The sequence below is a fragment of the Gluconobacter sp. P5B12 genome (genome assembly GCF_018812035.1).
Classification (GTDB): domain Bacteria; phylum Pseudomonadota; class Alphaproteobacteria; order Acetobacterales; family Acetobacteraceae; genus Gluconobacter.
The window spans coordinates 59,905-86,031 of record NZ_JACRVV010000005.1 but is presented as its reverse complement, the minus strand read 5'-3'; the positions used below and the strand labels follow the sequence as shown (position 1 = coordinate 86,031).

At 56.0% G+C, this 26,127-nt stretch carries 25 protein-coding genes; 16 read left to right on the top strand and 9 right to left on the bottom strand.

What is annotated here, in order from left to right; genetic code table 11:
* Nucleotides 1-79 precede the first annotated feature (79 nt).
* Nucleotides 80-1,903 carry a sodium:proton antiporter gene (locus KP702_RS10185; RefSeq protein ID WP_202207556.1) on the top strand — a complete coding sequence of 608 codons (1,824 nt, stop codon included), beginning with the start codon at nt 80-82 and terminating at the stop codon, nt 1,901-1,903.
* On the opposite strand, the gene KP702_RS10180 is transcribed toward KP702_RS10185, so the two are convergent.
* Nucleotides 1,900-2,409 (bottom strand): L,D-transpeptidase, encoded by a 510-nt coding sequence (locus tag KP702_RS10180; RefSeq protein WP_202207555.1) that lies wholly within the window; start codon nt 2,407-2,409, stop codon nt 1,900-1,902. The genes KP702_RS10185 and KP702_RS10180 overlap by 4 nt on opposite strands.
* 157 nt (nt 2,410-2,566) lie before the next feature.
* Between KP702_RS10180 and KP702_RS10175 the strand changes: the two genes are divergently transcribed.
* Complete coding sequence (locus tag KP702_RS10175; protein ID WP_086633203.1) at nt 2,567-3,301, top strand: response regulator transcription factor; 735 nt, start codon at nt 2,567-2,569, stop codon at nt 3,299-3,301.
* 17 nt (nt 3,302-3,318) lie between these two features.
* On the opposite strand, the gene KP702_RS10170 is transcribed toward KP702_RS10175, so the two are convergent.
* Nucleotides 3,319-4,116: an exodeoxyribonuclease III gene (locus KP702_RS10170; RefSeq protein ID WP_215768943.1), complete on the bottom strand. Its 798-nt coding sequence runs from the start codon at nt 4,114-4,116 to the stop codon at nt 3,319-3,321.
* Nucleotides 4,117-4,196: 80 nt separating this feature from the next.
* Between KP702_RS10170 and KP702_RS10165 the strand changes: the two genes are divergently transcribed.
* The 4 genes from KP702_RS10165 to KP702_RS10150 all read left to right on the top strand — a co-directional run bounded on the left by KP702_RS10165 (nt 4,197) and on the right by KP702_RS10150 (nt 8,857).
* Complete coding sequence (locus KP702_RS10165; RefSeq protein WP_202207554.1) at nt 4,197-5,204, top strand: dipeptidase; 1,008 nt, start codon at nt 4,197-4,199, stop codon at nt 5,202-5,204.
* A 314-nt stretch (nt 5,205-5,518) separates the two neighbouring features.
* On the top strand, nt 5,519-7,438 hold the full coding sequence (uvrC, locus tag KP702_RS10160) for an excinuclease ABC subunit UvrC (protein ID WP_373687843.1): 1,920 nt from the start codon (nt 5,519-5,521) through the stop codon (nt 7,436-7,438).
* Nucleotides 7,439-7,547: 109 nt separating this feature from the next.
* Entirely contained in the window at nt 7,548-8,150 is a 603-nt protein-coding gene (gene pgsA / locus KP702_RS10155) for a CDP-diacylglycerol--glycerol-3-phosphate 3-phosphatidyltransferase (protein ID WP_202207615.1), read from the top strand.
* A gap of 101 nt (nt 8,151-8,251) precedes the next feature.
* Nucleotides 8,252-8,857, top strand: a complete 606-nt coding sequence (locus tag KP702_RS10150; protein WP_202207553.1) for a hypothetical protein — start codon at nt 8,252-8,254, stop codon at nt 8,855-8,857.
* A 52-nt stretch (nt 8,858-8,909) separates the two neighbouring features.
* Here KP702_RS10150 and lexA read toward each other — a convergent pair whose 3' ends face one another.
* Nucleotides 8,910-9,635, bottom strand: a complete 726-nt coding sequence (gene lexA / locus KP702_RS10145; RefSeq protein ID WP_202207552.1) for a transcriptional repressor LexA — start codon at nt 9,633-9,635, stop codon at nt 8,910-8,912.
* 307 nt (nt 9,636-9,942) lie between these two features.
* Between lexA and rpmG the strand changes: the two genes are divergently transcribed.
* A complete protein-coding gene (gene rpmG, locus KP702_RS10140) occupies nt 9,943-10,110 on the top strand; it encodes a 50S ribosomal protein L33 (RefSeq protein WP_046901668.1) in 168 nt (55 codons plus the stop codon).
* Nucleotides 10,111-10,225: 115 nt separating this feature from the next.
* Here the strand turns inward: rpmG and KP702_RS10135 are convergent, their stop codons facing one another.
* Entirely contained in the window at nt 10,226-10,555 is a 330-nt protein-coding gene (locus KP702_RS10135; protein ID WP_046901667.1) for a septum formation initiator family protein, read from the bottom strand.
* Between the two features lie 147 nt (nt 10,556-10,702).
* Complete coding sequence (gene eno, locus KP702_RS10130; RefSeq protein WP_064272901.1) at nt 10,703-11,983, bottom strand: phosphopyruvate hydratase; 1,281 nt, start codon at nt 11,981-11,983, stop codon at nt 10,703-10,705.
* Nucleotides 11,984-12,084: 101 nt separating this feature from the next.
* On the opposite strand from eno, the gene KP702_RS10125 reads away from it, so the two are divergent.
* Nucleotides 12,085-12,570 (top strand): DUF3429 domain-containing protein, encoded by a 486-nt coding sequence (locus tag KP702_RS10125; protein WP_252348658.1) that lies wholly within the window; start codon nt 12,085-12,087, stop codon nt 12,568-12,570.
* Here KP702_RS10125 and kdsA read toward each other — a convergent pair.
* The 4 genes from kdsA to tpiA all read right to left on the bottom strand — a co-directional run bounded on the left by kdsA (nt 12,558) and on the right by tpiA (nt 16,214).
* Nucleotides 12,558-13,382: a 3-deoxy-8-phosphooctulonate synthase gene (gene kdsA / locus KP702_RS10120; RefSeq protein ID WP_215768859.1), complete on the bottom strand. Its 825-nt coding sequence runs from the start codon at nt 13,380-13,382 to the stop codon at nt 12,558-12,560. The genes KP702_RS10125 and kdsA overlap by 13 nt on opposite strands.
* Nucleotides 13,379-15,010 carry a CTP synthase gene (locus tag KP702_RS10115; protein WP_046901663.1) on the bottom strand — a complete coding sequence of 544 codons (1,632 nt, stop codon included), beginning with the start codon at nt 15,008-15,010 and terminating at the stop codon, nt 13,379-13,381. Before KP702_RS10115 ends, kdsA begins: the two co-directional genes overlap by 4 nt.
* A 62-nt stretch (nt 15,011-15,072) precedes the next feature.
* Nucleotides 15,073-15,423: a preprotein translocase subunit SecG gene (secG, locus tag KP702_RS10110; RefSeq protein WP_202207548.1), complete on the bottom strand. Its 351-nt coding sequence runs from the start codon at nt 15,421-15,423 to the stop codon at nt 15,073-15,075.
* Nucleotides 15,420-16,214 carry a triose-phosphate isomerase gene (tpiA, locus tag KP702_RS10105; RefSeq protein WP_202207547.1) on the bottom strand — a complete coding sequence of 265 codons (795 nt, stop codon included), beginning with the start codon at nt 16,212-16,214 and terminating at the stop codon, nt 15,420-15,422. The genes secG and tpiA overlap by 4 nt, the downstream gene beginning before the upstream one ends.
* A gap of 123 nt (nt 16,215-16,337) precedes the next feature.
* On the opposite strand from tpiA, the gene KP702_RS10100 reads away from it, so the two are divergent.
* The 8 genes from KP702_RS10100 (at nt 16,338) to KP702_RS10065 (ending at nt 26,126) form a co-directional block, all read left to right on the top strand.
* Entirely contained in the window at nt 16,338-18,275 is a 1,938-nt protein-coding gene (locus KP702_RS10100; protein WP_202207546.1) for a peptidyl-prolyl cis-trans isomerase, read from the top strand.
* Nucleotides 18,275-19,687, top strand: a complete 1,413-nt coding sequence (trpE, locus tag KP702_RS10095) for an anthranilate synthase component I (RefSeq protein WP_202207545.1) — start codon at nt 18,275-18,277, stop codon at nt 19,685-19,687. Before KP702_RS10100 ends, trpE begins: the two co-directional genes overlap by 1 nt.
* Nucleotides 19,688-19,735: 48 nt before the next feature.
* On the top strand, nt 19,736-20,332 hold the full coding sequence (locus KP702_RS10090) for an aminodeoxychorismate/anthranilate synthase component II (RefSeq protein WP_202207544.1): 597 nt from the start codon (nt 19,736-19,738) through the stop codon (nt 20,330-20,332).
* Nucleotides 20,329-21,420 (top strand): anthranilate phosphoribosyltransferase, encoded by a 1,092-nt coding sequence (trpD, locus tag KP702_RS10085; protein WP_202207543.1) that lies wholly within the window; start codon nt 20,329-20,331, stop codon nt 21,418-21,420. The genes KP702_RS10090 and trpD overlap by 4 nt, the downstream gene beginning before the upstream one ends.
* Nucleotides 21,417-22,340 (top strand): indole-3-glycerol phosphate synthase TrpC, encoded by a 924-nt coding sequence (trpC, locus tag KP702_RS10080; protein ID WP_202207542.1) that lies wholly within the window; start codon nt 21,417-21,419, stop codon nt 22,338-22,340. The genes trpD and trpC overlap by 4 nt, the downstream gene beginning before the upstream one ends.
* Nucleotides 22,341-22,509: 169 nt before the next feature.
* Nucleotides 22,510-23,514 (top strand): pyruvate dehydrogenase (acetyl-transferring) E1 component subunit alpha, encoded by a 1,005-nt coding sequence (gene pdhA / locus KP702_RS10075; protein ID WP_215768858.1) that lies wholly within the window; start codon nt 22,510-22,512, stop codon nt 23,512-23,514.
* A 5-nt stretch (nt 23,515-23,519) separates the two neighbouring features.
* Entirely contained in the window at nt 23,520-24,887 is a 1,368-nt protein-coding gene (locus KP702_RS10070) for a pyruvate dehydrogenase complex E1 component subunit beta (RefSeq protein WP_215768857.1), read from the top strand.
* Between the two features lie 6 nt (nt 24,888-24,893).
* Nucleotides 24,894-26,126: a pyruvate dehydrogenase complex dihydrolipoamide acetyltransferase gene (locus KP702_RS10065; RefSeq protein WP_215768856.1), complete on the top strand. Its 1,233-nt coding sequence runs from the start codon at nt 24,894-24,896 to the stop codon at nt 26,124-26,126.
* Nucleotide 26,127: the final 1 nt, after the last annotated feature.

Sequence of the window (26,127 nt, the reverse complement as noted above, 5' to 3'; positions counted from 1 at the left end):
TCACGCAGTTAGGCCCAACACATTATCCGGGTTATGATACGGTTTCCAAAATCAGCACGGGACCGACGCGCTCTTACACATGCAGTATGATATTTTCATCGGCATCGCCTCGACCTTCGGGGCCGGAATGCTGGCCCAGTGGGTTGCCTGGCGGTTTCGCCTTCCCGCAATCGTGCTCCTGTTCACCATTGGGCTTCTGTTCGGCCCTGGGCTGGGCATTGTGCACCCCTCAGAGACGATGGGCTGGGTCTTCAGACCACTGGTCTCCCTCCTGGTTGCCATTGTCGTGTTTGAAGGCGGCATGGCTCTGGATATCCGGCAGCTCCGTGAGGCCGGGGAAGGTGTCGCACGCCTGACGATGCTGGCCTTACCCATCAACTGGGTTCTGGGATCACTTGCGGCCCATTACGTTGCCCACCTTGAATGGGGCACGTCGATGCTGTTCGGCGCCATCATTGTTGTGACAGGCCCAACCGTGGTGCTCCCGCTTTTGCGTAGTGCCAAGCTCCAGCCTCGTGTCGCGGCGTTCCTGCGATGGGAAGCCATCGTCAATGATCCACTGGGAGCGATTCTCGCAGCCGTTGTGCTGCAGCTCATGCTTCTGCACGTTGACCTGCATACCGGCGTCTTTTTTACCCACACACTTCCTGATCTGCTCGCTGCTGCAACTGAGTCGATTTCGGCGGGCATTCTTCCAGCCTATCTGATCCGTTATCTCTTCACTCGCGACATGATGCCGGAAATTCTCAAAACGCCGGTGCTCATCTCAATGGCACTGCTGATTTTCACGGCCTGCAATCTGGAAATGGAAGGCGCGGGCCTGGTCGCGGTCACTATTTTTGGCATGGCACTGACCAACCTCCACATTCCAGGCGTCGCAGAACTAAGGCGCATCAAGGAATCGATGGTGGTTCTCGTCGTGTCGGTACTGTTCATCCTGCTGACAGCAGATCTTCATCGAGACGTTCTCAAGCACCTTTCCATTCCCATTCTGATGCTGACGCTTGTCGTACTGTTCGTCGTACGTCCGGTTGGAATTTTCTTTTCCACCCTGGGCACCAGCATGCCTTGGAAAGAGCGCCTCTTCGTCGGATGGATTGCGCCCCGAGGCATCGTTGCGGCGGCCGTTGCGGGCGCCGCTGGTATTCGCCTGAAAGAAACGGGCTACCAGTCGGCTGACCTCATTATGCCAGCGGTCTTCGCCGTTATCGCCGTGACCATGATCCTTCATGGCTTTTCGCTTCGTCCAATCGCACGTGCTCTCAAGCTCACACTCTCGAATGATCCAGCCATCGCCATTCTGGGGGCGAGCAAATGGTCCATCGACCTTGCAGCCTGCCTCCATCGTGAAAACATTCCCGTTCTGCTCGTGGACAACCGATCCAGCGCACTGATGGCTGCCGCGCAGCTCGACATTCCAGTTCTAAGGACCGAACTGCTGTCCCAGCACGGGCAGGAAGCACTGGAAGAACGACCAGCAGACTACCTGATCGCAACGACCGGAGACGGCATCTATAATGGGATGATCTGCGGACATCTCGCGCCAGCCATGGGGCGGGAACGGGTATTCCAGATCAGCCCGGGTGTGGCCCGACTAGATTTTTATCATGGGCTTTCCCGTGACTCCCGAGGAAAGGTTCTGGGAGAACCCGCTTGGAATTACACCCTGTTCGATACCCTGTTCGAGCAAGGCTGGCGCTTCGTATCCCGTGCAGCCAATGAGGCCAATGCGGCAGGGTTTGGAACGGACGACAATCGCCTCGATATCCTTGTCAGCAGACGCTCTGCCATTCTCATTCGTTCGGCAGAAGATCCGACTGTCATCACCCCGATGCCTGGGGACCTGATGATCTCGATGGTACCGCCGACTGACACTCGACACACAGAGGAAGAGGCAGCTTAAGGCGCTTCCACCATGATAGCCGTCAGACCCTGTTCCAGCACATAACGCAGGTCCTTTTCCTGCAATGCAATACAGCCTTCCGTCACACCGCTGACGGGAGGCAGATGCAGGAAAATTGCAGACCCACGTCCCGACTCGATGGTGACGTCATTCCACCCCATCACAATGCAGAGATCATAGACATGATCATCCCGGCACATTTTCTCATATGACGCAGGGTGAGGAAGTGTCACCGGACGGTTATAATCCGGGTGCGATCCGTCATCGCACCAACCATCCGAAGCAGCAATCGGCTCGATAGGTAAACCCGCGCCGGAAACAGGCTTTTCCACACGATCTGCGCGATACAGGATACGGCGGAGGGGTAGTTCACCTACAGGGGTCGCGTGATCGCCTTCACGCTTGTCAAGGCGAATACCACCAGCCCCGATCAAAGCCGGAATGATTACATTACGAAAGTGAAGAAAAGCGCGGCCCTCAGTGATTCTCAAAATAGCTTTAGTCATGTTGCTGTTCCCTTTCGGATAAGTATTTGTCATATCTCAGATGGCAAGTGTGCTGCTGGTCCTGCGGTGCAGGATAGGCAGAATTGGATGCGTGGCCTATTAACGCGAACACATGCGGATGTGACGTTTTCCGCCTAGATAAAACGAGACAGGTATTATGGCAGGTCCCCGGCCCATCCTCGTGGTAGATGATGACGATACGCTACGAAGCCTGCTGACAGAGCAACTCCAGCACGGTGGCGAACTTGAGGCTGTGGAAGCAGTCTCCGTGGCAACAGCAAGAGAGCTCCTCAAGAAGCCTGGTGCCCGTTACGACGCCATGCTGCTGGACATCACCCTTCCTGACGGAGACGGCCGCGACTTCTGTGCGGAGCTTCGTCGCGAAGGCGTTCGGATGCCGATCATTATTCTGACCGGTTCAGACGATGAAAGCGATGTTGTCCGCGGGCTTGATGCAGGCGCAAACGACTATGTCGCAAAGCCATTCCGTATCGGGGAACTGCTGGCGCGGCTTCGGGCACAGCTTCGGATCTTTGAAAACAGCGAAGATGCCGTTTTTGAAATCGGTCCTTACGCGTTTCGTCCATCGGCCAAACTTCTGGTTGAGACGGCCCGTAATCGCCGCATTCGCCTGACGGAAAAAGAAGCTGCGATTCTCAAGTATCTTTACCGGGCCGGTCAGCGCCCCGTCGCTCGTCAGGTGCTTCTGAACGAAGTCTGGGGTTACAACGCTGCAGTCACGACCCATACGCTTGAGACGCATATCTATCGTCTTCGTCAGAAAATCGAGCCAGACCCCACCAAGACGTCCCTGCTGATCACAGAAGGTGGCGGGTATCGTCTTGACCCGGAAGGCCGCACTGTTGCTACGGCCGAATCACTGACAGCCTGATACTCAGGCTCTGCCGGTCAGGCTGGATCGAAATCCAGCACGACCGGCACGTGATCTGAAGGGCTGTCCCAATCGCGAACATCCCGCAGAACACGAATATTCCGAAGGCCTGGCATCAGATCTGGCGTAAGCCAGACATGATCTAGACGCCTTCCACGATCTGACTTCTTCCAGTCCTTGTTTCTGTAGGACCACCATGTGTACAATTTGGTGGGCTCAGGCGTGATACGTCTCATAGCGTCCTCAAACCCTGTCGCCATCCATGTATTAAGTCGCTCGGTCTCCGGCGGCGTATGGCTGACGATTTTCAGAAGCTGACGATGGCTCCAGACATCATGCTCCAACGGAGCGATGTTGAGATCTCCAACCACAATGCTGCGCACTGGTGGACTATCCGTGAACCATTTCGCGGCTTCTTCTACAAACGCGAGTTTGTGAGCAAATTTTTCGTTTTCTTCCGGATCCGGGATATCGCCCCCCGCAGGGACATAGAAATCATGCAGCATCACTGGCCCACCAGGCGTCTGGATTGATGCCGCGATGTGCCGACAATCGCTCCGGCTGCACCAGTCAGGCGTATTCGCAACTGAGTCGAGGGGCAGGCGGGACAGGATTGCAACCCCGTTGTATCCCTTCATTCCTCGATAGAGCTGATGCGGAAAGCCAAGCTCCACAAGAGCTTCAGCCGGGAAGAGCGGATCGGGAACTTTCGTCTCCTGAAGGCAGACAATGTCCGGATTTTCCTCCTCAACGAGCTTCTTCAGCAGCGGCAAACGAAGCCGGAGGGAGTTGATGTTCCATGTAATCAGACGCATCACCATTGGATCGTCTGAATTGAGCGCTTTGACAAGCACCTCTTGCGTCAGACCCGCTCACACCCGATCTAGGACGGATCATGACTGAACTGCACGACACGCTTCTGACTTTCGATACCCATATCGATATTCCATGGCCCGATCAGGCGGATGCCTGGTCTCTGAACACAGACCGAAAAGTCGATGTAAGAAAATGCGATCAGGGCAAACTTCGCTCTGTCTGCCTTGCCGCCTATATTCCGCAGGGACCACGCGATGAAGCGGGCCACGAAGAGGCCTGGCACCGTGTTCAGGCGATGCTCAAGGTCATCAATGCCCTCGGCGGACATCAGGACGGATTAAGCGCAAATATCTGCCGAACAGCAGAGGATGTCCGCTCAGCATTCCGGGCAGGAGCGCTCGCTATTGTTCCCGCCATTGAAAATGGCCATGCGCTTGGTGGTGTACCGTCGCGGATCGGCCAACTGGCCGCAGAGTATGGCGTCAGATACCTGACCCTGACCCATAATGGCCACAACGCTCTCGCTGATGCAGCCATCCCCAGAAAAGACCTGAATGATGTTACGGAACTTCATGGGGGATTGTCTGAGCTGGGTCGCGAGACCATTCGCGAGATGAATCGCCATGGTGTGCTAGTGGATGTGTCACACACGGCAAAATCCACCATGATGCAGGCGTCAGAACTTTCCACCACGCCGGTATTCGCCAGCCACTCCTGCGTCCGAAGTCTCTGCGATCACCCGCGCAATCTCGACGATGAGCAGCTTGATCGTTTGAAAGAAACCGACGGTCTGATCCAGATCACCGCCATGGGGTCTTTTCTGCGCAAAGGCGGCGGAGGAACCGTGGAGGATCTGGCGCGCCATGTTGCCTATGTCGCAGAGCGCATAGGTGTACGGCACGTCGGCGTCTCATCCGATTTCGACGGCGGCGGAGGCATACCGGGCTGGCAGGATGCCACACAAACTCCTGCCGTAACTGAGGCCTTGCGTAATGTGGGCTTCGGGGCGGATGAACTGGCTGCTATCTGGGGTGGTAATATGCTTCGCCTGATGGAAAAAGCCGAACAAGCATCAATTTCAGCCTGAAAAAGCACGTTCGTTCAGCAAAAAAGTTCTCTCTAATGGGAACAGAACGGGACCATTGAGACTTAATGCAGAGTGCACTCATCCACTATGCTTTGGAAAGTCGTCATGTCCCGTTCAACAGGAGCCTCAAACTGAAAATTTTTCTGCCCCATGACGGAACGGAAAATATTTTCCATTATTATCAATATCTTACGTTTACTGATTAAAAATTAGGCAATCTGATGGCAAGGCCGGGAAACCTTGGCCTTCATGATTCTGTCATGGAGCAACCCACAGACTTGTCCACAGGATCGGTGGATGACTGAAGAACTGGCATGACTGACCCTACGCCCACAGAGACAGAAACCTCAATGACGCCTGAAGAAGCTCCTGTTCCCGTTGTGAAAAAGCAGGGCGTCGAGGCTATTCGGGATGCTTTGAAAACCATTCCCTACAGCCCTGGCGTGTATCGCATGCTCAGCGAAAAAGGGGAGGTTCTGTATGTGGGCAAGGCGTTAAGCCTCAAGAAACGCGTTTCTTCCTATACGCGTATAGCCCAGTTGCCGGAACGTCTGCGCCGCATGGTGTCCATGACGGTCTCAATGGAGATTGTCATTACCCGGACGGAAGCTGACGCTCTTCTGCTGGAAGCGAATTACATCAAGCGCATGAAGCCGCGCTTCAATATCCTGCTGCGGGATGACAAGAGCTATCCGTGGCTAATGCTGACTGAAAATCATGAATTTCCTCAGCTTACCAAACAGCGCGGAAAGCCCATCAAAGGCGCGACCTACTGGGGGCCATTTGCTTCAGCCTGGGCCGTGAACCAGACCCTAAACCTTGTACAGAAAACTTTCCTCCTCCGATCATGCTCCGATGCGGTTCTCAAGAGCCGAACACGACCCTGCCTGCTGTTTCAGATCAAACGCTGCTCGGCCCCTTGTGTGGATCGTATTTCCAAAGAAAATTACAGCGAGCTGGTCGTGCAGGCGCGGCAGTTTCTCTCGGGTAAGAATACTGAGTTGCAGCAGGAGCTTGCCGTTGAAATGGAACGGGCATCCGCAGCCATGGAATATGAGCGGGCTGCTGCCATTCGGGATCGTATCCGCGGATTTTCCAGCATCCAGAACTCAGGGACCATTAATCCGACGTCCATTCAGGATGCAGACATCGTAGCAATCTGGCAGGACGCGGGGCAGACCTGCATCCAGGTCTTTTTCATTCGCGGCAGCCGTAATAACGGAAACCGGGCCTTCTATCCTGTTCACGCAGAAGAAGAGACCCCGGCTGACGTGCTGTCTGCCTTCCTCCTTCAGTTTTACGACAACAAGCCTCCACCACCAGTGATTCTGGTGAATCAGGAAATTTCGGAACAAAAGCTCGTCGAGGAAGCTCTCAGCATCAAGAGAGAGCAGAAGGTAGAAATTGCCTGCCCTCAACGCGGTGAGAAGAAGAGCGTCGTCGACCATGCCGCCCTGAACGCACGGGAAGCTCTGGAGCGAAAACTTGCGGAGAATACGGGTCAGCGCAAACTTCTGGAAGGCGTGGCAAAGGTTTTCAATCTGCCTGAAACGCCTCAGCGGATCGAAACATACGATAACTCACACATCATGGGTCAGGCGCCTTATGGCGTCATGGTCGTGGGTGGCCCAGAAGGCTTCGAAAAACGCTCTTATCGGAAATACGCCATTAAAGGCCCAGTTACTCCAGGCGATGATTTCGGAATGATGCGGGAGGTCATGGAGCGCCGGTTTGGGAAAAACAGAGAGGAGGGGGACAGGCCTGAGGACTGGCCCGATCTGCTGCTGATCGATGGTGGACTGGGCCAGTTCAACGCTGTTCGCAATGTCTTGGCAGACCTTGGGGTTACGGGAATTCCCATTGTGGCGATTGCCAAAGGCCCGGATCGTGATGCTGGCCGCGAATGGTTTTTCACTGAAACACAGCCACCGTTTCAACTCCCACCCAGAGATCCGGTTCTCTACTATCTTCAACGCCTGAGAGATGAAGCCCATCGTTTTGCCATTACGACACACAGGGCAGGGCGCTCCAAAGGGCTTCGGAAATCCGAACTGGATGATGTTCCGGGAATCGGAGGTGCCCGAAAGAAGGCACTTCTGAATCACTTCGGGTCAGCCAAGACCGTAAGACAGGCCAGTCTCGAAGAGCTTGAAACTGCACCGGGAATCAGTACGGGAACGGCCAGAGCCATCTACGGGCACTTCCATCCAGAATGGCTACGGACACAGAGCTAACAATTCCGTGAGGTCTCCCTTTGAACACCGGCTTGGCATAAAAAATACACACATTCAGAGCGGATTGGCGCATACCGGAGACGGATAAACTGTTCTAGACTGCTTCGTGATGCTGACTGATCTGCCAAACGTCCTGACTCTGCTCCGTATTGCGGCCATTCCTGTTCTGGTTGCTTTGCTGGCGCTGCATTCCGCACTCGGTAACGTTGCGGCCTGCGTTGTGTATACGGCTGCCTGCATTACGGATTATCTGGATGGTGCCCTGGCACGTCGGTGGCAGATGCTATCCGAGTTAGGGCGGATGATGGACCCGATTGCTGACAAGCTCCTTGTTGGCGCACTTCTGCTCGCACTGGCAGGCCTGACAGTACTCCCAGTGTATTCCCTCTACGCGGCCATCATCATTATGCTGCGCGAAATTCTTGTTAGTGGCCTACGTGAATACATGGCCTCCCAGCGCGCAACACTTCCATCCACTCGGCTCGCGAAATGGAAGACCGGCATTCAGATGGTCGCGATCGGTTTTCTGATCGGGGGAGACAAAGCTGCAGTCACGCTGCATATCTCATTCCTGCCCGCCACACTGATCGGTGGTATTCTGCTCTGGATTTCAGTTATCCCAACAGTTCTGAGCGGGTGGGGTTACCTCACTGCCGGGCTCACCCGAATGATGGCTTCTCAGCCGCGCAAGTCTTCAAAGATCGTCTCCTGATCTGGACTAGCCGTGATTATTATTGCAGTTATCGGCTCGTCATCTGGCGCTTTTAACTTATGACAGCTAGAGTTCAGGGATCGACCTTATGGGAGTACACAATGCGTAAGGCCGCTCTACTGGCATTACCTCTGGCCCTGAGCGGCTGTGCGGGCATGGGTAAGTTTTTCAATGACACCGCGCTGTGGTCGGGAAGTAACCCTAATGCTCCCCATGGCGATAGTGAGAACCTTCGCAGAGCACGCGGTGAATTCGTAGCGGCTGCACCAATCCTGCCAGAAGGTGGGAATATGTGGCCTGGCTCACCTCAGCCTCTGCCAACCCTTAAAGACGTGGTAAACCCTGACAGCGTATTTAATAAGGCTCTCGGCGATCCAGCCACGTATTTTGGTGGCGCCACACTCGACAAGAATTTCATGGGCGGCATCGCCGGTGCCGGTGCTCTTGGCGTATCTGGGCCGCAGATGAAGTCAGGCGATACCATGTCCGTCGGTGAGAAGATCGACGCAATGCGGGGCGTTTCGGAAGATCGCAGTCACTTTATTCCTACGCTTCCGACGAGCGTTCCGGATAATGCTGGTCGCTTCCTGAACAAAAACCCCGACAAAACAATCATCATCCCGAATGGGGACGGAACGAGCACTCTGATCGCTCCTGACGGTAAAGTCCGCGTCGTGCGCGGCGTACCGTCAGTTCCTAATAAATAATCATCAGAAATTATCTGCCTTGCCGGAGCATTAATCCGACAAGGCAGTTCTTTCAGTAATGCCTGAAAAGGGCGACCAGCCGCCCCTGTATGCGCACACGCGCAGCAGGCAGAATACGTGTCTCGTATTCCCGATTAGCGGCTTCCAAAGCAATCGTAGAACCACGACGGCGCAGCTTCTTGAGGGTCACTTCCTGATCATCAATCAGCGCAACAACGATCTGACCATTATCCGCCACTTCGCCGCGACGGATGATGGCAACATCACCGTCCAAAATGCCAGCTTCAATCATGGAATCACCCGCGACTGTGAGAGCATAATGCTCTCCAGTGCCGAGCAGGGACGATGGCACCTGAATCTGTGCGCTATCATCCTGCAAGGCCTCAATAGGGAGGCCGGCAGCAATGCGTCCATAAAGTGGAAGCTGAACGCTTGTGTTTTCAACGGGAGAGCGAGGCGCCTCGGAAAATGTCCCGGGAAGATCCTGACGACCACCCTCAACAACTGTTGGAACGAAAGGCGCCGGATTAGCCACGGTATCCACAACCGGGGCCTCAAGGCCCATATGAGGCAGACGTAGGACTTCAAGCGCTCTCGCACGATGATGATGGCGCCGCAGAAAGCCACGCTCTTCAAGGGCGGAGATGAGGCGATGAATTCCTGATTTGGAACGAAGCTCTAGGGCGTCCTTCATTTCATCGAAGGAAGGGGAATAGCCCGTCCGCCGAAGATGTTCGTCAATGTATAGCAAAAGCTGGTGCTGCTTACGCGTCAGCATACAGGCGCTCCCATGCGCCTCGGTGGAGGCAAAATCTGAAGATCGAGACATTGCATAATCGTATGCAGAGCTCTTTTGTTCCTTATAGGTTCCCCTTTGTCCACCTGCAAGGATATCTACGGGGCATCAATAAAGCTTTTATCCGGCAGAAAACGCGGGTTTTTGCGGAAAAATACACCTTATCCCTGGATTTTCTTCAGAAAGCCTTGACCTGAGACATACAAATCAGCATGTTGCGCCGAACTAGATCAACCTGCTGCTTTGGCACTTGCGAGCGGCATCAGGACGGCGCAAGCCCGAGGGTATCATGGGAAAAAGCAACGTTATTCAGATCCGTCTCGTCTCGTCGGCTGACACCGGCTACTTCTACGTCACGAAGAAGAACGCACGTTCTGCTACGGGCAAGATGGAAGTCCGTAAGTATGACCCGGTTGCCCGCAAGCACGTGACCTTCCGCGAAGCCAAGATCAAGTAAGATCTCGCGGATCATACGACTTTAAAAAAGGCGGCCTTCGGGTCGCCTTTTTTATTGGCTCAGTTTCCGGCAAACAAAACTTCACCAAACATAAAAAAAGAGCCTGAAGCGGCTCTTAGAAAAGTTTGTCGTGTGGTCCATAGGGGATAACAATATCGCCGTTCCGCGTCAGATTAAGCATGGCACGTGAACGCTCGTCCAGAATGTCGGCATCAAGAGCCTTCTCTTTGAGCGCAAGCACGCGACGATGCCACACCGCCTGCTCATCTTTGGCATCCTGTTGCGCCTGGATGGCCTGCTGCTGAAGCACAAGCTGATCCTGATAGGCACGGATACCATGAGCGCCGTGAAGGGCGTTCCACCCGAAATAAGCGGTCAGGGACAGAAAGAGCACAGGGGGAGCAACCGCGCGGATGGCACGTTTGATAAGTCTGACGGGTCTCACGCGGGGTAACAGGCTCCCTTGGCTTGAAAACTTCCCAACAGCCTAGCTCAGAGAGAGGCTGCGAAACAATCACTGTTGTTCAAGACAGTAGATTATTTTAACGCGCCTATAAAACCGGCCTCCCAAATGGAGGCCGGCGTTTGTTGATCAGGCGGACTTGAGAATGCTGCGACCCGCATAACGGGCTGCGCTTCCAAGCTGCTGCTCAATACGGATCAGCTGGTTGTACTTAGCCGTACGGTCAGAGCGGGAGAGGGAACCCGTCTTGATTTGACCACAGTTCGTAGCAACAGCAAGATCAGCAATGACGGCGTCTTCAGTCTCACCAGAACGATGGCTCATAACGCAGGTGTAGCCAGCCTTGTGGGCTGTCTCGACTGCTTCCAGCGTCTCCGTCAGTGTGCCGATCTGATTGACCTTCACGAGCAGGGAGTTCGCTGTCTTGGCCTTGATGCCGCGACGAAGGCGCTCAGGATTGGTCACGAACAGATCATCACCAACGAGTTGGAGACGATCACCCAGGCGCGAGGTCAGCTCAGCCCAGCCTTCCCAGTCGTCCTCAGCCAGACCATCTTCGATGGAGACAATCGGATACTTCTTGGCAAGATCTTCGAGGTAGGAGATCATGCCTGAAGAGTCGAACTCCTTGCCTTCACCCTTAAGATTGTAGCGGCCGTTGCTGTAGAACTCGGTCGCTGCACAATCGAGGGCAAACGTCACGTCATCGCCCGGACGATACCCAGCAGCCTCAACAGACTTCGTAATGAAGCTCAGAGCTTCATCGGCAGACTTCAGACCCGGAGCAAATCCGCCCTCATCACCAACATTGGTGTTGTGACCAGCAGCAGACAGACCCTTCTTGAGAGCGGCGAAGATTTCAGACCCCATGCGCACGGCATCAGCCAACGTCGGCGCACCAACTGGCTGGATCATGAACTCCTGAATGTCGATCGGGTTATCCGCGTGTTCGCCACCATTCACGATGTTCATCATGGGAACCGGAAGCGTGTGCGCGAAAACGCCACCGACATAACGATAGAGCGGCAGTTCCAGCTCTTCTGCCGTCGCCTTGGCAACCGCGAGAGAAACGCCGAGAATTGCATTCGCACCAATGCGGGACTTGTTCGGCGTGCCATCCAGCTCGATCATCGCGTTGTCGATGGCGATCTGGTCTTCAGACTCTGCACCCTGCAGCACTTCAAGGATTTCGTCTTCAACAAAACCACAGGCCTTCAGAACACCTTTGCCGTTGTAACGGGACTTGTCCCCGTCACGCAGCTCGACAGCTTCGTGGGCGCCAGTAGAAGCACCAGAGGGAACGGCGGCGCGACCGCGGGCACCAGACGACAGCTCAACCTCAACCTCAACGGTTGGGTTACCACGGCTGTCCAGGATCTCGCGGGCGGTGATATCAACAATGGCGCTCAATGGAAGCTCTCCTGGATATGCGTGAACCGGGGGTGGCTCATAACCGTTCGGAACGGATCACCGTTTCGTCTCAAAATCAGAACATAAGGTCAATCGACGACATGCGTCTTCCTTTCCTCGCCCTGATCCTCGGTTTGGCAGGACTTATACCTTTCCTGACCCTTGGTGGGTGGATTTTCCTCGCAGGACTTTTTTCTCCACTCCCGCATCTAACCGTTATTCTTCTGGCCTATGGGGCATGCATCCTGTCTTTTCTCGGCGCAGTCCACTGGGGCCTCGCCATGGAGCGACCAGATATCATCACAGTTCAGGGAACGGCAGATCGTGACCGCCAGAGACTCCTCTTGGGTGTCTGCCCTGCGCTCTGGGCATGGCTTTCCCTCTGCATCGGACTGCTTGGAGGGCTGCGCGCCGGATACCTGCTTGAGGTGATCGGTTTTCTGGCAACGTTTGCTGTAGAACGAATGGCCTGGAAGAATGGCGCACTGCCACCGGGGTATATGCCCCTAAGGGGCGTTCTGACGGTGGGAGCTGTCATAAGTCTCCTTATGGCAGCCCTGGCACCGTTACAGAATTATACGCTGTAAGACTTGGCCAAAGCGTCAAACGCTTTAAGGCGGGTCAACAACGCCCGCATTTCTGAAAGCGGCACCATTGTTGGACCATCACTCGGAGCATGATCCGGGTCCTGGTGTGTCTCGATGAAAACTGCCGCAACACCGATAGACAGCGCAGCACGGGCGAGGGGTTCAACAAACTCCCTCTGGCCGCCCGTGGAGGCCCCTAGGCCACCCGGTTGCTGCACAGAGTGGGTGGCATCGAAAACAACCGGATAGCCCGTCTGAGCCATAATTGGCAGGCCACGCATATCACTGACGAGCGTGTTATAACCAAAGCTCGTGCCACGATCACAAAGCATGATTCGCTCGTTACCGGTTGAAGCCAGCTTGGCCGCGACATTTGCCATATCCCAAGGTGCCAGAAACTGACCCTTCTTGACATTGATGGCACGTCCAGTTTTACCGGCAGCAAGCAGCAGATCAGTTTGCCGACACAGGAAAGCAGGGATCTGGAGCACATCCACCGCTTCCGCAGCGACAGCACATTGCTCAGCAGAGTGAACATCCGTCAGAACAGGCACGTCAAAGCGTTCACGGATAGAAGCCAGAATATCCAGCCCCATCTCCATGCCTACACCGCGGGCCGCATTCACGGAACTACGGTTCGCTTTGTCATAACTGCTCTTGTAGATCAGTCCGATATCCAGCTCTCGACATACCGTGGAGAGAGCATCTGCCATCTCCACAGCATGATCTCGGGATTCAATCTGGCACGGCCCTGCAATCAGCGTGAAGGGCCGGTCCTGACCAATCTCGAGCTTTCCAATCTGGAAGCTCACTTGCTTTCAGCCCGCTTGCGAGCTGCCCCGATAAATCCGGCGAAAAGCGGATGCGGATCAAACGGCTTGGACAGCAGTTCCGGATGATATTGCACGCCGATGAACCATGGATGATCTGGATATTCCACGACTTCCGGCAGAACGCCGTCCGGAGACATTCCGGAGAAACGCAGGCCCGTCTTTTCCAGGCGATCCTTGTAGTGAAGGTTCACTTCCCAGCGATGGCGGTGACGCTCCCGAATATCGGTCGTGCCGTAGATCTCAGCGGCGCGTGATCCTGCAGCCAGCTTGGCCGGGAATGCACCGAGACGCATCGTTCCGCCAAGATCACCGCCTTCACGGCGGCGCATCAGCTCATTGCCGTTCGCCCATTCCGTCATGAGGCCGACCAGCGGCTCACTTGTGGGGCCGAATTCAGTGGAAGACGCTTTCGTGAGGCCAGCAAGCGAACGGGCACATTCGATCACGGCCATCTGCATGCCGAAGCAAATACCAAGGAACGGAATGCCGTTTTCACGCGCATAGCGGACGGCCTGAATCTTGCCTTCTGCGCCACGCTCACCGAAGCCGCCCGGAACCAGAATGGCATCCGCATCCTTCAGGCGCTCGGCAATATCACCTGACTTCTCGAATTCTTCCGATTCGATCCAGTCGAGTTTGACGCGTACATTGTTCGCGATACCGCCATGCAGCAGGGCTTCCGCCAACGACTTGTAGCTGTCCAGAAGCGCCGTGTACTTGCCGACGACAGCAACCTTGACCTCACCCTCAGGCTCACGAATCGCGTGGACGATCTTTTCCCAGCGCGTCAGGTCCGGCGAACCTTCGAACGGCAGACCGAAATAACGCAGAACTTCGCGATCCATGCCTTCGTTATGGTACGAAATTGGGCACGCGTAGATCGTATCCACATCCAGCGCCGCAATCACAGCTTCCGAACGGACGTTACAGAAGTTCGCGATCTTGCGGCGTTCGTTTTCCGGAATCGGACGATCCGAACGACACAGCAGCACCTGTGGCTGAATGCCGACATTCTGCAGTTCCTTGACGGAATGCTGCGTCGGTTTCGTCTTCAACTCACCGGCTGAGGGGATGTAAGGCAGCAGCGTCAAATGAACGCACATGGTCTGGTTATGCCCCAGATCATTGCGAAGCTGACGAATGGCTTCAAGGAAAGGAAGGCTCTCAATGTCGCCAACCGTTCCGCCAATTTCCACCAGAACGAAATCATACTCTTCCGTCCCAGCCACCACGACATCCTTGATGGCGTCCGTGATGTGGGGAATGACCTGAACGGTTCCGCCCAGATAGTCGCCGCGACGTTCGCGGGCGATGACATCGGAATAGATGCGACCTGTTGTGGTGTTGTCTGCACGGCGGGCATGGACGCCCGTAAAGCGCTCATAATGACCAAGGTCGAGGTCGGTTTCGGCCCCGTCGTCAGTAATGAACACCTCGCCATGCTGATACGGGCTCATCGTGCCCGGATCCACGTTCAGGTAAGGGTCCAGCTTACGCATGCGGACCTTGTAACCGCGTGCCTGGAGGAGAGCAGCAAGAGCCGCAGAAGCGATGCCCTTGCCGAGAGAAGATACCACACCGCCGGTGATGAATACGAAGCGCGTCATGGGCGCTCCTCATACACCGAAGGTGGGGGCGAGGGGAAGCGTCGAGATGCTTCCCGATTCAGTTAGTGAGCAGGCGTCTCGGCAGGAGCCGGAGCAGCAGGGGTTGCAGGCGCAGCAGGAGCCGTCGTCACAGCAGCCGGGGCAGGCAGATCTGCAAGGATATCATGGCCGCCGACACCCGAGGAAGCACCGCGGTTCAGAAGGGCCAGAACGAGGCAGAGCAGCATGAAAACGCCAGCGAGCACAGATGTCGCACGCGTCAGCAGCGTTGCCGTGCCGCGGCCAGTCATGAAGGAGCCCATGCCCTGGCTGCTACCGATGCCGAGGCCGCCGCCTTCACTGCGCTGGATCAGGATCGTACCGATCAGGGCCAGTGTGACCAGCAGATTGATGACAAGCAGAAAAGTGGTCATGAACGATAGGGTCCGGACAATGGTTGGGATGAAAGACGGAGCGATGCCGCTTCGGCAATGCGCAGGAAGCTTCTGGCCTCCAGGCTGGCACTACCAACCAGCACTCCGCCAAGCACCCCGATGGAAAGAATAGTCGGCGCCTGGGCCGGTGTTACGGAGCCGCCATACAGGATTGGCACGCGAATGTCATCCATCTTGAGACGGGACTGCAACAGACCACGCAACAAAAGCAGCGTCCGTTCAAGCTCTTCCCGGGATGGAGTGACGCCACTTCCAATCGCCCAGACAGGCTCATAAGCCAGCACGCCATTGAAATTATCGGTCAAAGAACCGTCAATCTGACTGGCCAGAACTGTTGCCGCACGACCATCCTGCCGCTCGGCCATCGTTTCCCCGATACACACAACAGGGATCAGCCCGGCAGCTTCTGCCGCCTGCACCTTTTGCCTGATCAGGGCGTCGTTTTCACCATGGGCCTGCCGACGTTCTGAATGCCCCAGAAGAACATAACGCGCGCCTGTATCGGCGAGCATTTCAGCCGAAATATCACCTGTGTGAGCACCGGAAACCGCAGTATGACAGTCCTGCGCTCCCAGCATTATGGATGATCCTGCGCCCTCAAGTGCCTCAGCCACACGGTCCAGTTGCGTGAAGGGTGGGCAAATGACCATCCGCACATCGTCAGGCAGCGAACGCGCACCTTCGGCCACAGCTGTTGCAAGTTGCAGTGACGCCTCCCGCAAGCCATTCATCTTCCAGTTCCCGATGACAAGTTTCGGCGTTACATTCATGCTTCCTCCTGGGGGTGGCCTGTCAGCTTCTGGTCAAGCGCGGCTCACGACATTATGGTGCGGCAAGTTCTAGCGGGCCTTCCCCGTCCGCACCATCCCGCCATCCGGATCCGTCCTGACCCTATGATTACCACCCTACGCCACCTCCTTGTTGATTCCTGGGCCGGCCGTGCCGCCGCAATCCTGATTTTCCTGGCCTTCATCGGGTGGGGTGTAGGAGACGTCTATTCCAATATGGGGACGAGCAGCTCCAATACGATCGTCACGATCGGGAACAGAACGATCACACCGGATGACCTTGCGCGGGCACTCTCCGCACAGCTACCAGCGGCAGCCCAGCAGATGGGACTGTCTGATCCGTCGCATCTGCCGGACGGTACGAAGCAGCAGATTGCACGTCAGGTTCTTCACAATCTCGTGATCCAGAACGAGGTACAGCTTGCAGGCGAGCGTGCTGGCATGGTTGTGCCAGATGAGTTGATCCGGAAGGAAATCTTCGCGATCCCGGCTTTTCACAATGCAGCAGGTCAATTTGATCGTAGCATGCTGAATGACCGACTGGCCCGCATTGGCATTACCGAAAAACGCCTGATCCAGATGATTCGCGAGGACATCATTTCCCGAGCCCTGCTTCAGGGTATGGGCGCTTCCGTTCAGGCACCAACATCCCTTCTGAACCGTCTGTTCGCCTTCGATGCAGATCAGCGCGTCATGGATGTTCTGCGCGTTCCGTTCACTTCAACAGCAGTGTCAGCGGCCCCAACCGACGAGCAGCTTCATCGCTATTACGACAATCATCCGCAGGATTTCCGCACCACGGAATATCGTCATGCCAAGATGGTCGTAATGACGGCAGACAGCGTCGCCAAGACAATCGAAGTACCGGATGACGTTCTACACAAGCTGTATGATTTTCAGTCCCGCACGTACAACATGCCGGAAACACGCACGCTTCAGGTTCTGACGTTCCAGGAAGAGAGCAAAGCCAATGCTGCGGCTACGGCATGGCGCAACACCAATGCGTGGGACGCGATCCAGAAGGCCTATCCGGATGCAGCGGCTGTCGCTCTTCCGCACGTCCGCGAGAGCGACATCCCAAACCCCGAACTCGCCAAGGCAGCTTTTGGAGCGCCCGCTAATCAGATCAGCGGTCCGACGAAGACGGCAGCAGGCTGGGTCGTATTCAACATCACGGATGTCGTCGCCCCTCATCAGACCACTTTCGAGCAGGCTAAGCCTGAACTGCGCGATCAGGTCCAGAAGCAGGAAGCTCCCGAAGCACTTCAGGCGCGCCTGAAGCAGTTTCAGGACGCGATTGCAGGCTCCACAACGCTTGAGAAAATTCCATCCAACCTTGGTGCGGTGCCAGCAGCTGGCTCGCTTGATTCCCATGGCCTGATGCAGGACGGAACTCCAGCACCAATCCCGGGCGACGCAGGCCTGCGCCAGTCCATCGTTCAGCATATCTTCTCTCAGAAGAAAGATGCCCAGCCAGTTGTTGTAAACGGCCCGGATGGATCTGCCTTCGCCGTAGTGGTGGACGAAGTCCATCCTGGAACACGCCGCCCGTTCGCGGATGTACGGGATCAGATCGTTCAGGCTTGGACAGCCGAGCAGCAGCGTCATGCCGCTGATACACGCACCACAGCCCTGTTCACGGAAGCCAAGAAAAGCACACTGGCAAAGGCACTCGAAGGTCAGGCTGAAGCGTCCAGCCTTCGCAAGGATGTAACAATTTCACGCATCCACCCGGACCAGTCTCTTCCTCAGAATGTTCTTCGTGCCGCATTCGGCCTGAAGGTCGGCACAACAGGCATGTATGAAGGGCCGGATGCTTTCTGGATCGTCAACGTGACAGGGCAGAAGCCGGGCGCAGAAGCAGATGCTGCTTCTCTGCAAAAGGAACTGTCGGCCCAGTACGTTCAGGCTCTTCAGGCTGATATCCCCGCTGCTCTGGACGCCAGCCTTGAAAAAACAGTGCCCGTGTCGCACCTGAACACCAATCTCTTCAATCAGGTCGTGGCGTCCACGTCACCGGGGAACGCAGGCGGAGCGCAGTGATGAGCATCGTTCACAGCATTGAAGCCGCAGATCTTTTAACGCCTGTCTCAGCCTACCTCCGGTTGTCACGCCTCTCTGATGATCCGTATCGGATGCTTCTGGAAAGTGTGGAGGGGGGAGCCGCGCGTGGTCGGTATTCCGTGATCGCACTTCTGCCTGATCTGGTCTGGAAGTGCCGTAACGGTGAAGCGGTTCTGGATGGGACGCCCTTGGAGGGCAACCCGCTGGAGACCCTGAAGGACATTATCGACCAGAGCCAGATGACGCTGCCGGTCGATATGCCTCCCATGATCGGCGGGGTCTTTGGCGTCCTGGGATACGACATGGTGCGGCAGATGGAATTTCTGCCAAATGCGCCCATCAACGATCTGGACCTGCCGGAAGGGATCATGATCCGTCCGCAGCTCTTCGCGGTCTTTGATTCCGTGCGTGATGAGCTGACCCTGGCAGTGCCTATCCGTGGCTCAATGACGGAAGCAGAAGGCCATGCGCTTCTGGATCGTGCGCGTGAAGCACTGGCTGCCCCGCTTGAAAATGCCAGCGAGACACTTCCAGCAGGAAGTGAGTTGGCACCGCCGTCCTGCAATATGACGCAGGAGCAGTTTGAAGCGAACGTCCGCAAGGCACAGGATTACATCGCGGCTGGAGATGCCTTTCAGATTGTCCCAAGCCAGCGGTTTACGACACCGTTCCCACTTTCACCGCTTGCCCTCTATCGCAGCCTGCGCCGCGTCAATCCGGCACCGTTCCTGTTCCTGATGGAGCTGGAAGATTACGCGCTGGTCGGATCTTCCCCCGAAATTCTTGTTCGTTTGAGGGAAGGGGAAGTCACGGTTCGTCCGCTAGCCGGGACACGTCCTCGTGGAACGGATCGGGAGCATGATCTGGCACTCGAGAGAGAACTGCTCGCCGACAAGAAAGAGCTGGCTGAACATCTGATGCTCATTGATCTGGGCCGCAACGATGTCGGACGTGTTTCCGAACTTGGCACAGTAGAAGTTCCGGATCAGTTCGTGATCGAACGCTACAGCCATGTGATGCACATCTCTTCAACCGTCACTGGGCAAATCAAAGCAGGCAAAACGGCTATGGATGCCCTCGTCGCGGCATTCCCGGCCGGAACCCTGACCGGAGCGCCAAAAATCCGCGCCATGCAGATCATTGATGAGCTGGAACCAACCCGTCGGGGGCCATACTCAGGATGCGTCGGATATTTCGGAGCAGACGGGGAAATGGATACCTGCATCGGGCTGCGTATGGCCGTTCTCAAAAACGGCCAGATGTATGTTCAGGCCGGCTGCGGTGTGGTCGCGGACAGCGATCCCAACTCCGAATTTCGTGAAACACAGGTCAAGGCGAGGGCTCTTTTCAGGGCGGCCGAAGTTGCCGTCTCCAACGCAGCAAAATCCTGAAACAATGTTGCATTTGACGTAACGAAACGTGAAGGCCATCCTGTTGCCATGATCCTGCTCATCGACAACTACGACAGCTTCACCTTCAACATCGTCCACCATCTGGGGGCGCTGGGTGTTGAATGTGATGTGAGACGAAATGACGCGCTGAGCGTGGACGAGGCGCTTGCGCTCAACCCGTCTGCCATTGTGATTTCGCCAGGTCCTTGTGCACCAGACGGTGCGGGGATCTGCTGTGAGCTGATCCGAGCCGCGGCCGGAAAGTTTCCCGTGTTTGGCGTATGCCTTGGACATCAGGCCATCGGTCAGGTTTTTGGCGCCACCGTTGTTCGTGCGCCCGTGCCGATGCATGGCAAGATCAGCCCCGTAAATCATGATGGAACCGGTGTTTTTGCAGGCTTGCCGCAGCCCGTTAACGTTGTGCGTTATCACAGCCTGACACTCGATCCTGCAACTATTCCCTCGGAACTGATCGTCAACGCCTCTACAGAAGATGGCGTGATTATGGGCATCCGCCACCGGGATTACGACATTCACGGTGTACAGTTTCACCCTGAAAGCATCGCATCCGTTGCGGGCCGTGAACTTCTTTCTAATTTTCTGACTATTGCCGGAATCCGGCACAAAGCTACTGAAGCGGCATGACAGGAAAGACAGATTTTGCAGCCGTGCTTCGCAAGGTGGCTGATGGCAAATCTCTGGCATCGCAAGAGGCTGATGCCGCATTTTCTGCCATCATGGCCGGCTCCGTAGACGCTCCTTTACTCGCCGCATTTCTGACAGCTCTCAAGGTTCGCGGTGAAACAGAAGCGGAGCTGACAGGCGCAGTTCAGGCCGTCCGACGATACATGACGACGTTGCCTGCTGTGCCGGATAATACCCTGGATGTCTGCGGAACTGGCGGAGATGGGCTAGGGACGCTCAATGTCTCCACTGCGGTTGCATTCGTTCTGGCAGGCCTCGGCGTTCCTGTGGCCAAACATGGCAACCGGGCACTTTCATCTCGCTCCGGTGCCACCGATGTATTGGAAGTTCTGGGAATTCCACCCACCGATGACCTGACACTTCAGTCCCGTCGGCTACATGAAAACAATCTGGCGTTTCTGGCGGCACCTTTTCATCACCCCGCGATGCGTCATGCGGCTCCCGTGCGAAAGGCTCTCGGCTTCAGAACTCTCTTCAATCTGCTTGGCCCCCTATGCAATCCTGCACAGGTTCATCGCCAGCTTATCGGTGTTTTTGATGCCCGCTGGTGCGAACCTGTCGTCCGGACTTTGGCTAATCTTGGCAGCACGCATGTCTGGGCTCTTCACGGAACCACAGATGAAGGCGGCAGCGATGAACTGACGCTGGCAGGCCCAGCTCAGATTGTCTGCCTTGAAGATGCGAAAGTCCTCTCTCTTTCATTCGAGCCTGAGATGGCGGGAATGGTCAGGACACCAATCTCAGCCGTTCGCGGCGGAAACGCTCAAGAGAACGCCATTGCGCTGAAGACTCTTCTCGATGGCGCCTCTGGCCCATACCGTGATACTGTTCTTTTGAATGCTGCTGCGGCTCTTCACGTGGCAGGCCGTGGCAATGTCATACAGAATGGCTCGATTGACGCGCAGGCTTTTCGTAACAATGTAGCTCTGGCAGCGAGTGCCATCGACGGTGGCTCCGCGCGCGCAGCTCTGGACAGAGCGGCCATGACAAATTCCACCCTTATAAAAACAAACGCAGGACTATCATGACCTTCATGCATCAGCGACCCGCGATGACCTATGCACCTGAAGGGGTAGAGCAGTTTCCTGACCCGGAAGTTCCGGAGACGACCACGCCGCCCATCAAGGACCCCGCCGTCGAGACAACCGATCGCAGCGACGTTCTTGCTCGCATCTGCGCCCGCACACGTGTGGATGTAGAACAGCGTTCACAGATCATGTCTCTCAAGGAGATCACGCTGCGCGCGCGTGAAGTCACGGCGCCGACAAGGGGCTTCGGTCAGGCCCTTCAACACCTGACAGCAGACCGACAGGTTGGCCTGATTGCTGAAATCAAAAAGGCATCTCCCTCTGCTGGCGTGCTCCGTCCAAACTTCAATCCGGTCGAAATTGCTCTGTCGTATCAGGCTGCTGGTGCGACCTGCCTGTCCGTTCTGACGGAAGGATCATGCTTCCACGGCAGCACAGATGATATCCGCGCCGTTCGCGAGGCCTGCAGTCTTCCGATCCTGCGCAAGGATTTCATTCTTGATCCGTGGCAGGTTCATGAGAGCCGTCTGATTGGTGCGGATTGCATTCTGTTGATCATGGCGGCCCTGACGGAAACGCAGGCGTCTGAACTTATCGGTATTGCTCGCGGCCTGGACATGGACGTTCTGGTTGAAGTGCATGATGCCGACGAACTGAACCGGGCTCTGGCTCTCGACACATCCTTGATTGGTATCAACAATCGAAACCTTCGCACCTTGAAGACCGACATTCAGACCACTTTGGATCTGGCTCCCATGGTTCCACCTGATCGTCTTGTCGTGTCCGAAAGTGGTATCAAGACACAGGATGATCTGCTCAAGGTTGGGGAGGTCGGCGCAAGCGCCGTGCTCGTCGGGGAAAGTCTTCTCCGTGAAGAGGACCCAGGCAAGGCGGCCCGTCGTCTTTTAGGCTTTGTCTGATACTTCCATGCTGGGGGCAAAATATTGCTTGCCCTCAGCACTCTAATTTTCATGCGAGCTCACGCCCTCCTGCTTTTCCTTTCGGAGATGTAACTGGGACCACTCTGGCCTTCCGGGTCGAGTGACGGTAAGAGCTTCCCCAGATTTGTGCATTTGCAGGAGACCTGCCATGGGCGAGACAACGTCCGCTTCCCACCGGAGCAATGGTCCGGCCCTTTCGCCGGAGACAATGAAGCAAGCCTACAAGGACATGCTTCTTGTCCGACGTTTTGAGGAAAAAGCCGGGCAGCTCTACGGAATGGGGCTCATCGGCGGCTTCTGCCATCTTTATATTGGCCAGGAAGCCGTTGTTGTCGGCATCGGCCTGAACATGAAGCAGGGCGACAAGTCCATCACGTCATACCGCGATCATGGTCAGATGCTGGTGGCAGGGATGACGCCCCGCGGCGTAATGGCAGAGCTGACGGGACGTTCAGGCGGGTATTCACGCGGGAAGGGCGGCTCCATGCACATGTTCTCCCGCGAAAAAGAGTTCTATGGCGGTCATGGCATCGTCGGAGCACAGGTGGCTCTGGGGACCGGTCTGGCTTTTGCCAACATGTATCGTGGCACAGACGAGGTCTCCATCGTCTATTTCGGTGAAGGTGCATCGGCGCAGGGGCAGGTTTACGAGAGCTTCAATCTCGCCGCTCTGCATAAGCTCCCCTGTATCTATGTAATCGAGAACAACCGGTACGGCATGGGCACATCCATCGAGCGCGCCTCTGCGTCCAAGGATCTGTCTCGCAATGCAGAGCCTTGGGGCATCCCGAGCCGCAAGGTTGACGGCATGGACGTATGCGCCGTGCATCAGGCTGCACAGGAAGCCATGGAGCATTGCCGCTCCGGAAAGGGACCTTTCCTGCTGGAAATGGAAACCTACCGTTACCGCGGGCACTCCATGTCCGATCCGGCAAAGTACCGCGACCGTGCCGAAGTTGAAGAAATGCGTCGGACGCGTGATCCGATTGAAACCCTGAAGACCGAGATGCTGCGTAACGGCATTGAAGAAAGCACCTTCAAGGACATTGAAGTCGAAGTGAAAGCCGTCGTGGCGGACGCTGTTGAATTTGCACAGACCTGTCCGGAGCCGGACCCGTCCGAACTCTGGACTGATATTTTGGTGGAGGCCTGATTTCCATGGCATCTCTGATTCTGATGCCGGCCCTGTCGCCGACCATGACCGAAGGTACAATCGCACGCTGGCTTCGTCAGCCTGGCGATGCGGTAAAGTCTGGCGATGTGATTGCCGAAATTGAGACCGACAAGGCCACGATGGAAGTCGAAGCTGTTGAAGACGGTGTGTTTGGCAAGGTGCTGGTCCCTGAGGGCAGCGAAAGCGTTGCCGTCAACACACCTATCGCCGTGCTGCTTGAAGACGGTGAGGATGCTACGGCTGCAGAGAACGTAACATGTTCTGCTGATCCGACTGCGGGTGCCCCAATCGCAATTGAGACTCCGTCTGCTCCCGCGATTATTGAGGCTCCGGCAATCAAGCAGGCAGATGCGGAAAAGGACTGGGGCGAGACGAAAAACATCACAGTCCGTGAAGCTCTTCGCGATGCAATGGCTGCAGAACTTCGGCGTGATGAAGACGTATTCCTGATGGGCGAGGAAGTCGCCCAATATCAGGGCGCTTACAAGATCAGTCAGGGCCTGCTGGACGAATTTGGTGAAAAGCGTGTGATCGACATGCCCATCACCGAGCATGGTTTCACCGGCATGGCAGTTGGCGCAGCCCTGACGGGACTAAAGCCGATCGTTGAGTTCATGACTATGAACTTTTCGCTACAAGCCATTGATCATATTATTAATTCTGCTGCCAAGACGCTATATATGTCTGGCGGTCAGATGGGTTGTCCAATCGTCTTCCGTGGCCCGAATGGTGCCGCGGCTCGTGTTGGCGCACAGCACTCCCAGTGCTTTGCAAGCTGGTATGCCCACATTCCGGGCCTGAAGGTTGTGGCTCCCTGGTCTGCGGCTGACGCGAAAGGTCTGCTACGCGCCGCTATCCGCGACCCGAACCCGGTTGTCGTGCTGGAAAACGAGATCCTGTACGGCCAGAAATTCCCATGCCCTACGGATGAAGACTTCATCCTGCCGATCGGGAAAGCCAAGATCGAGCGCGAAGGCAAGGATGTGACGCTAGTGGCGTTCTCCATCATGGTGGGTGTTGCACTTGACGCCGCTGCCAAGCTGGCGGAAGAAGGCATTGAGGCGGAAGTCATTAACCTTCGTACGATACGGCCGCTGGACACCGAGACCATCATCAAGAGCGTCAAAAAGACGAACCGAATTGTTTCCGTCGAAGAGGGCTGGCCGGTCGCGGGTATTGGCGCGGAAATCTGCACCGTCGCTGTTGAGCAGGCGTTCGACTGGCTAGATGCCCCGCCAGCCCGCGTCTGCGGTCTTGACCTGCCGCTGCCTTACGCATCCAATCTTGAAAAACTGGCACTTCCGAAACCCGAATGGGTTGTGGAAGCAGTCCGCAAGCAGTTCGGGGACTGACCGACAATGGCAACTGATATCCTGATGCCGGCCCTGTCGCCGACAATGACTGAGGGCAAACTGGCTCGCTGGCTCAAGAATGAAGGCGATAAGGTTTCAGCCGGTGATGTGATCGCTGAAATCGAGACCGACAAGGCCACGATGGAAGTCGAAGCTGTGGACGAGGGCATACTCGGCCGCATTCTTGTTCAGGAAGGCGTGGAGGGCGTTGCGGTCAACACCCCAATCGCCATCCTTGTGGAGGAAGGCGAAGAGGTGCCAGTAGCGTCTTCTGGACAGACACCTGCTATCGCCGCTTCGGCCGCTGAGCCTGTTGCTGCTGCAAGTGCACCTGCGCCAAGCGCCAAAGCCGCGTCGCCAAAGGAGAGCAGTGAGCGTATTTTTGTCTCTCCACTGGCCAAGCGTATGGCTAAAGAGCGAGGCATCGCTCTTGGAACCCTGAACGGAACCGGACCGAATGGCCGCATTCTGAAAAGGGACGTTGAGAAGGGCGGTAACGCTGCTCCAGCCGCAGCGAAACCTGTACCTGCGGCACCGATCGCCGTTGAGGGCGATATCACGCGCGTTCCGAACTCCACGATGCGCAAGGTCATTGCGAGACGCCTGACGGAATCGAAAACGCAGGTCCCGCATTTCTATGTATCAGTGGACATCGAGCTTGATGCTCTGCTCGCACTTCGCTCCAAACTGAATGCGACGGCCGAAGAGAACAGCTTCAAGCTCTCGGTCAATGACATGATGATCAAAGCTGTCGGGCTAGCACTGAAAAAGGTACCGGGTCTGAACGTTCAGTTCACGGATTCTGAGACGCTGCATTTCGAGAATGTGGACATTTCGATGGCTGTCTCCATTCCGGAAGGCTTGATCACGCCAATCATCCGCAATGCGGACCTGAAGTCCCTGCGTGAGATCAGCCGTGAAGCCAAGGATCTTGCCAAGCGTGCGCGAGCAGGCAAACTGAAGCCTGAAGAGTTTCAGGGTGGCACGTTCTCCATCTCGAATATGGGCATGTTTGGCGTCCGGGATTTTGCTGCGATCATCAACCCACCGCAGGCCGGAATTCTGGCCATTGCGTCAGGAGAGAAACGTGCCGTGGTTCGAGGAGACCAGCTTGCAATTGCAACTGTCATGACCGCGACACTTTCTGTTGATCATCGTGCCGTTGATGGCGCGCTTGGCGCACAGTGGCTAAATGCCCTGCGCGACATCGTACAGAACCCTTACACTCTGGTGGTCTGAT

Coding starts and splice junctions, on each gene's coding strand:
- KP702_RS10185 (WP_202207556.1), top strand. CDS start 80: ATGCAGTATGATATTTTCATCGGCATCGCCTCGACCTTCGGGGCCGGA.
- KP702_RS10180 (WP_202207555.1), bottom strand. CDS start 2,409: ATGACTAAAGCTATTTTGAGAATCACTGAGGGCCGCGCTTTTCTTCAC.
- KP702_RS10175 (WP_086633203.1), top strand. CDS start 2,567: ATGGCAGGTCCCCGGCCCATCCTCGTGGTAGATGATGACGATACGCTA.
- KP702_RS10170 (WP_215768943.1), bottom strand. CDS start 4,116: ATGCGTCTGATTACATGGAACATCAACTCCCTCCGGCTTCGTTTGCCG.
- KP702_RS10165 (WP_202207554.1), top strand. CDS start 4,197: ATGACTGAACTGCACGACACGCTTCTGACTTTCGATACCCATATCGAT.
- uvrC (WP_373687843.1), top strand. CDS start 5,519: ATGACTGACCCTACGCCCACAGAGACAGAAACCTCAATGACGCCTGAA.
- pgsA (WP_202207615.1), top strand. CDS start 7,548: ATGCTGACTGATCTGCCAAACGTCCTGACTCTGCTCCGTATTGCGGCC.
- KP702_RS10150 (WP_202207553.1), top strand. CDS start 8,252: ATGCGTAAGGCCGCTCTACTGGCATTACCTCTGGCCCTGAGCGGCTGT.
- lexA (WP_202207552.1), bottom strand. CDS start 9,635: ATGCTGACGCGTAAGCAGCACCAGCTTTTGCTATACATTGACGAACAT.
- rpmG (WP_046901668.1), top strand. CDS start 9,943: ATGGGAAAAAGCAACGTTATTCAGATCCGTCTCGTCTCGTCGGCTGAC.
- KP702_RS10125 (WP_252348658.1), top strand. CDS start 12,085: ATGCGTCTTCCTTTCCTCGCCCTGATCCTCGGTTTGGCAGGACTTATA.
- KP702_RS10115 (WP_046901663.1), bottom strand. CDS start 15,010: ATGACGCGCTTCGTATTCATCACCGGCGGTGTGGTATCTTCTCTCGGC.
- secG (WP_202207548.1), bottom strand. CDS start 15,423: ATGACCACTTTTCTGCTTGTCATCAATCTGCTGGTCACACTGGCCCTG.
- tpiA (WP_202207547.1), bottom strand. CDS start 16,214: ATGAATGTAACGCCGAAACTTGTCATCGGGAACTGGAAGATGAATGGC.
- KP702_RS10100 (WP_202207546.1), top strand. CDS start 16,338: ATGATTACCACCCTACGCCACCTCCTTGTTGATTCCTGGGCCGGCCGT.
- trpE (WP_202207545.1), top strand. CDS start 18,275: ATGAGCATCGTTCACAGCATTGAAGCCGCAGATCTTTTAACGCCTGTC.
- KP702_RS10090 (WP_202207544.1), top strand. CDS start 19,736: ATGATCCTGCTCATCGACAACTACGACAGCTTCACCTTCAACATCGTC.
- trpD (WP_202207543.1), top strand. CDS start 20,329: ATGACAGGAAAGACAGATTTTGCAGCCGTGCTTCGCAAGGTGGCTGAT.
- trpC (WP_202207542.1), top strand. CDS start 21,417: ATGACCTTCATGCATCAGCGACCCGCGATGACCTATGCACCTGAAGGG.
- pdhA (WP_215768858.1), top strand. CDS start 22,510: ATGGGCGAGACAACGTCCGCTTCCCACCGGAGCAATGGTCCGGCCCTT.
- KP702_RS10070 (WP_215768857.1), top strand. CDS start 23,520: ATGGCATCTCTGATTCTGATGCCGGCCCTGTCGCCGACCATGACCGAA.
- KP702_RS10065 (WP_215768856.1), top strand. CDS start 24,894: ATGGCAACTGATATCCTGATGCCGGCCCTGTCGCCGACAATGACTGAG.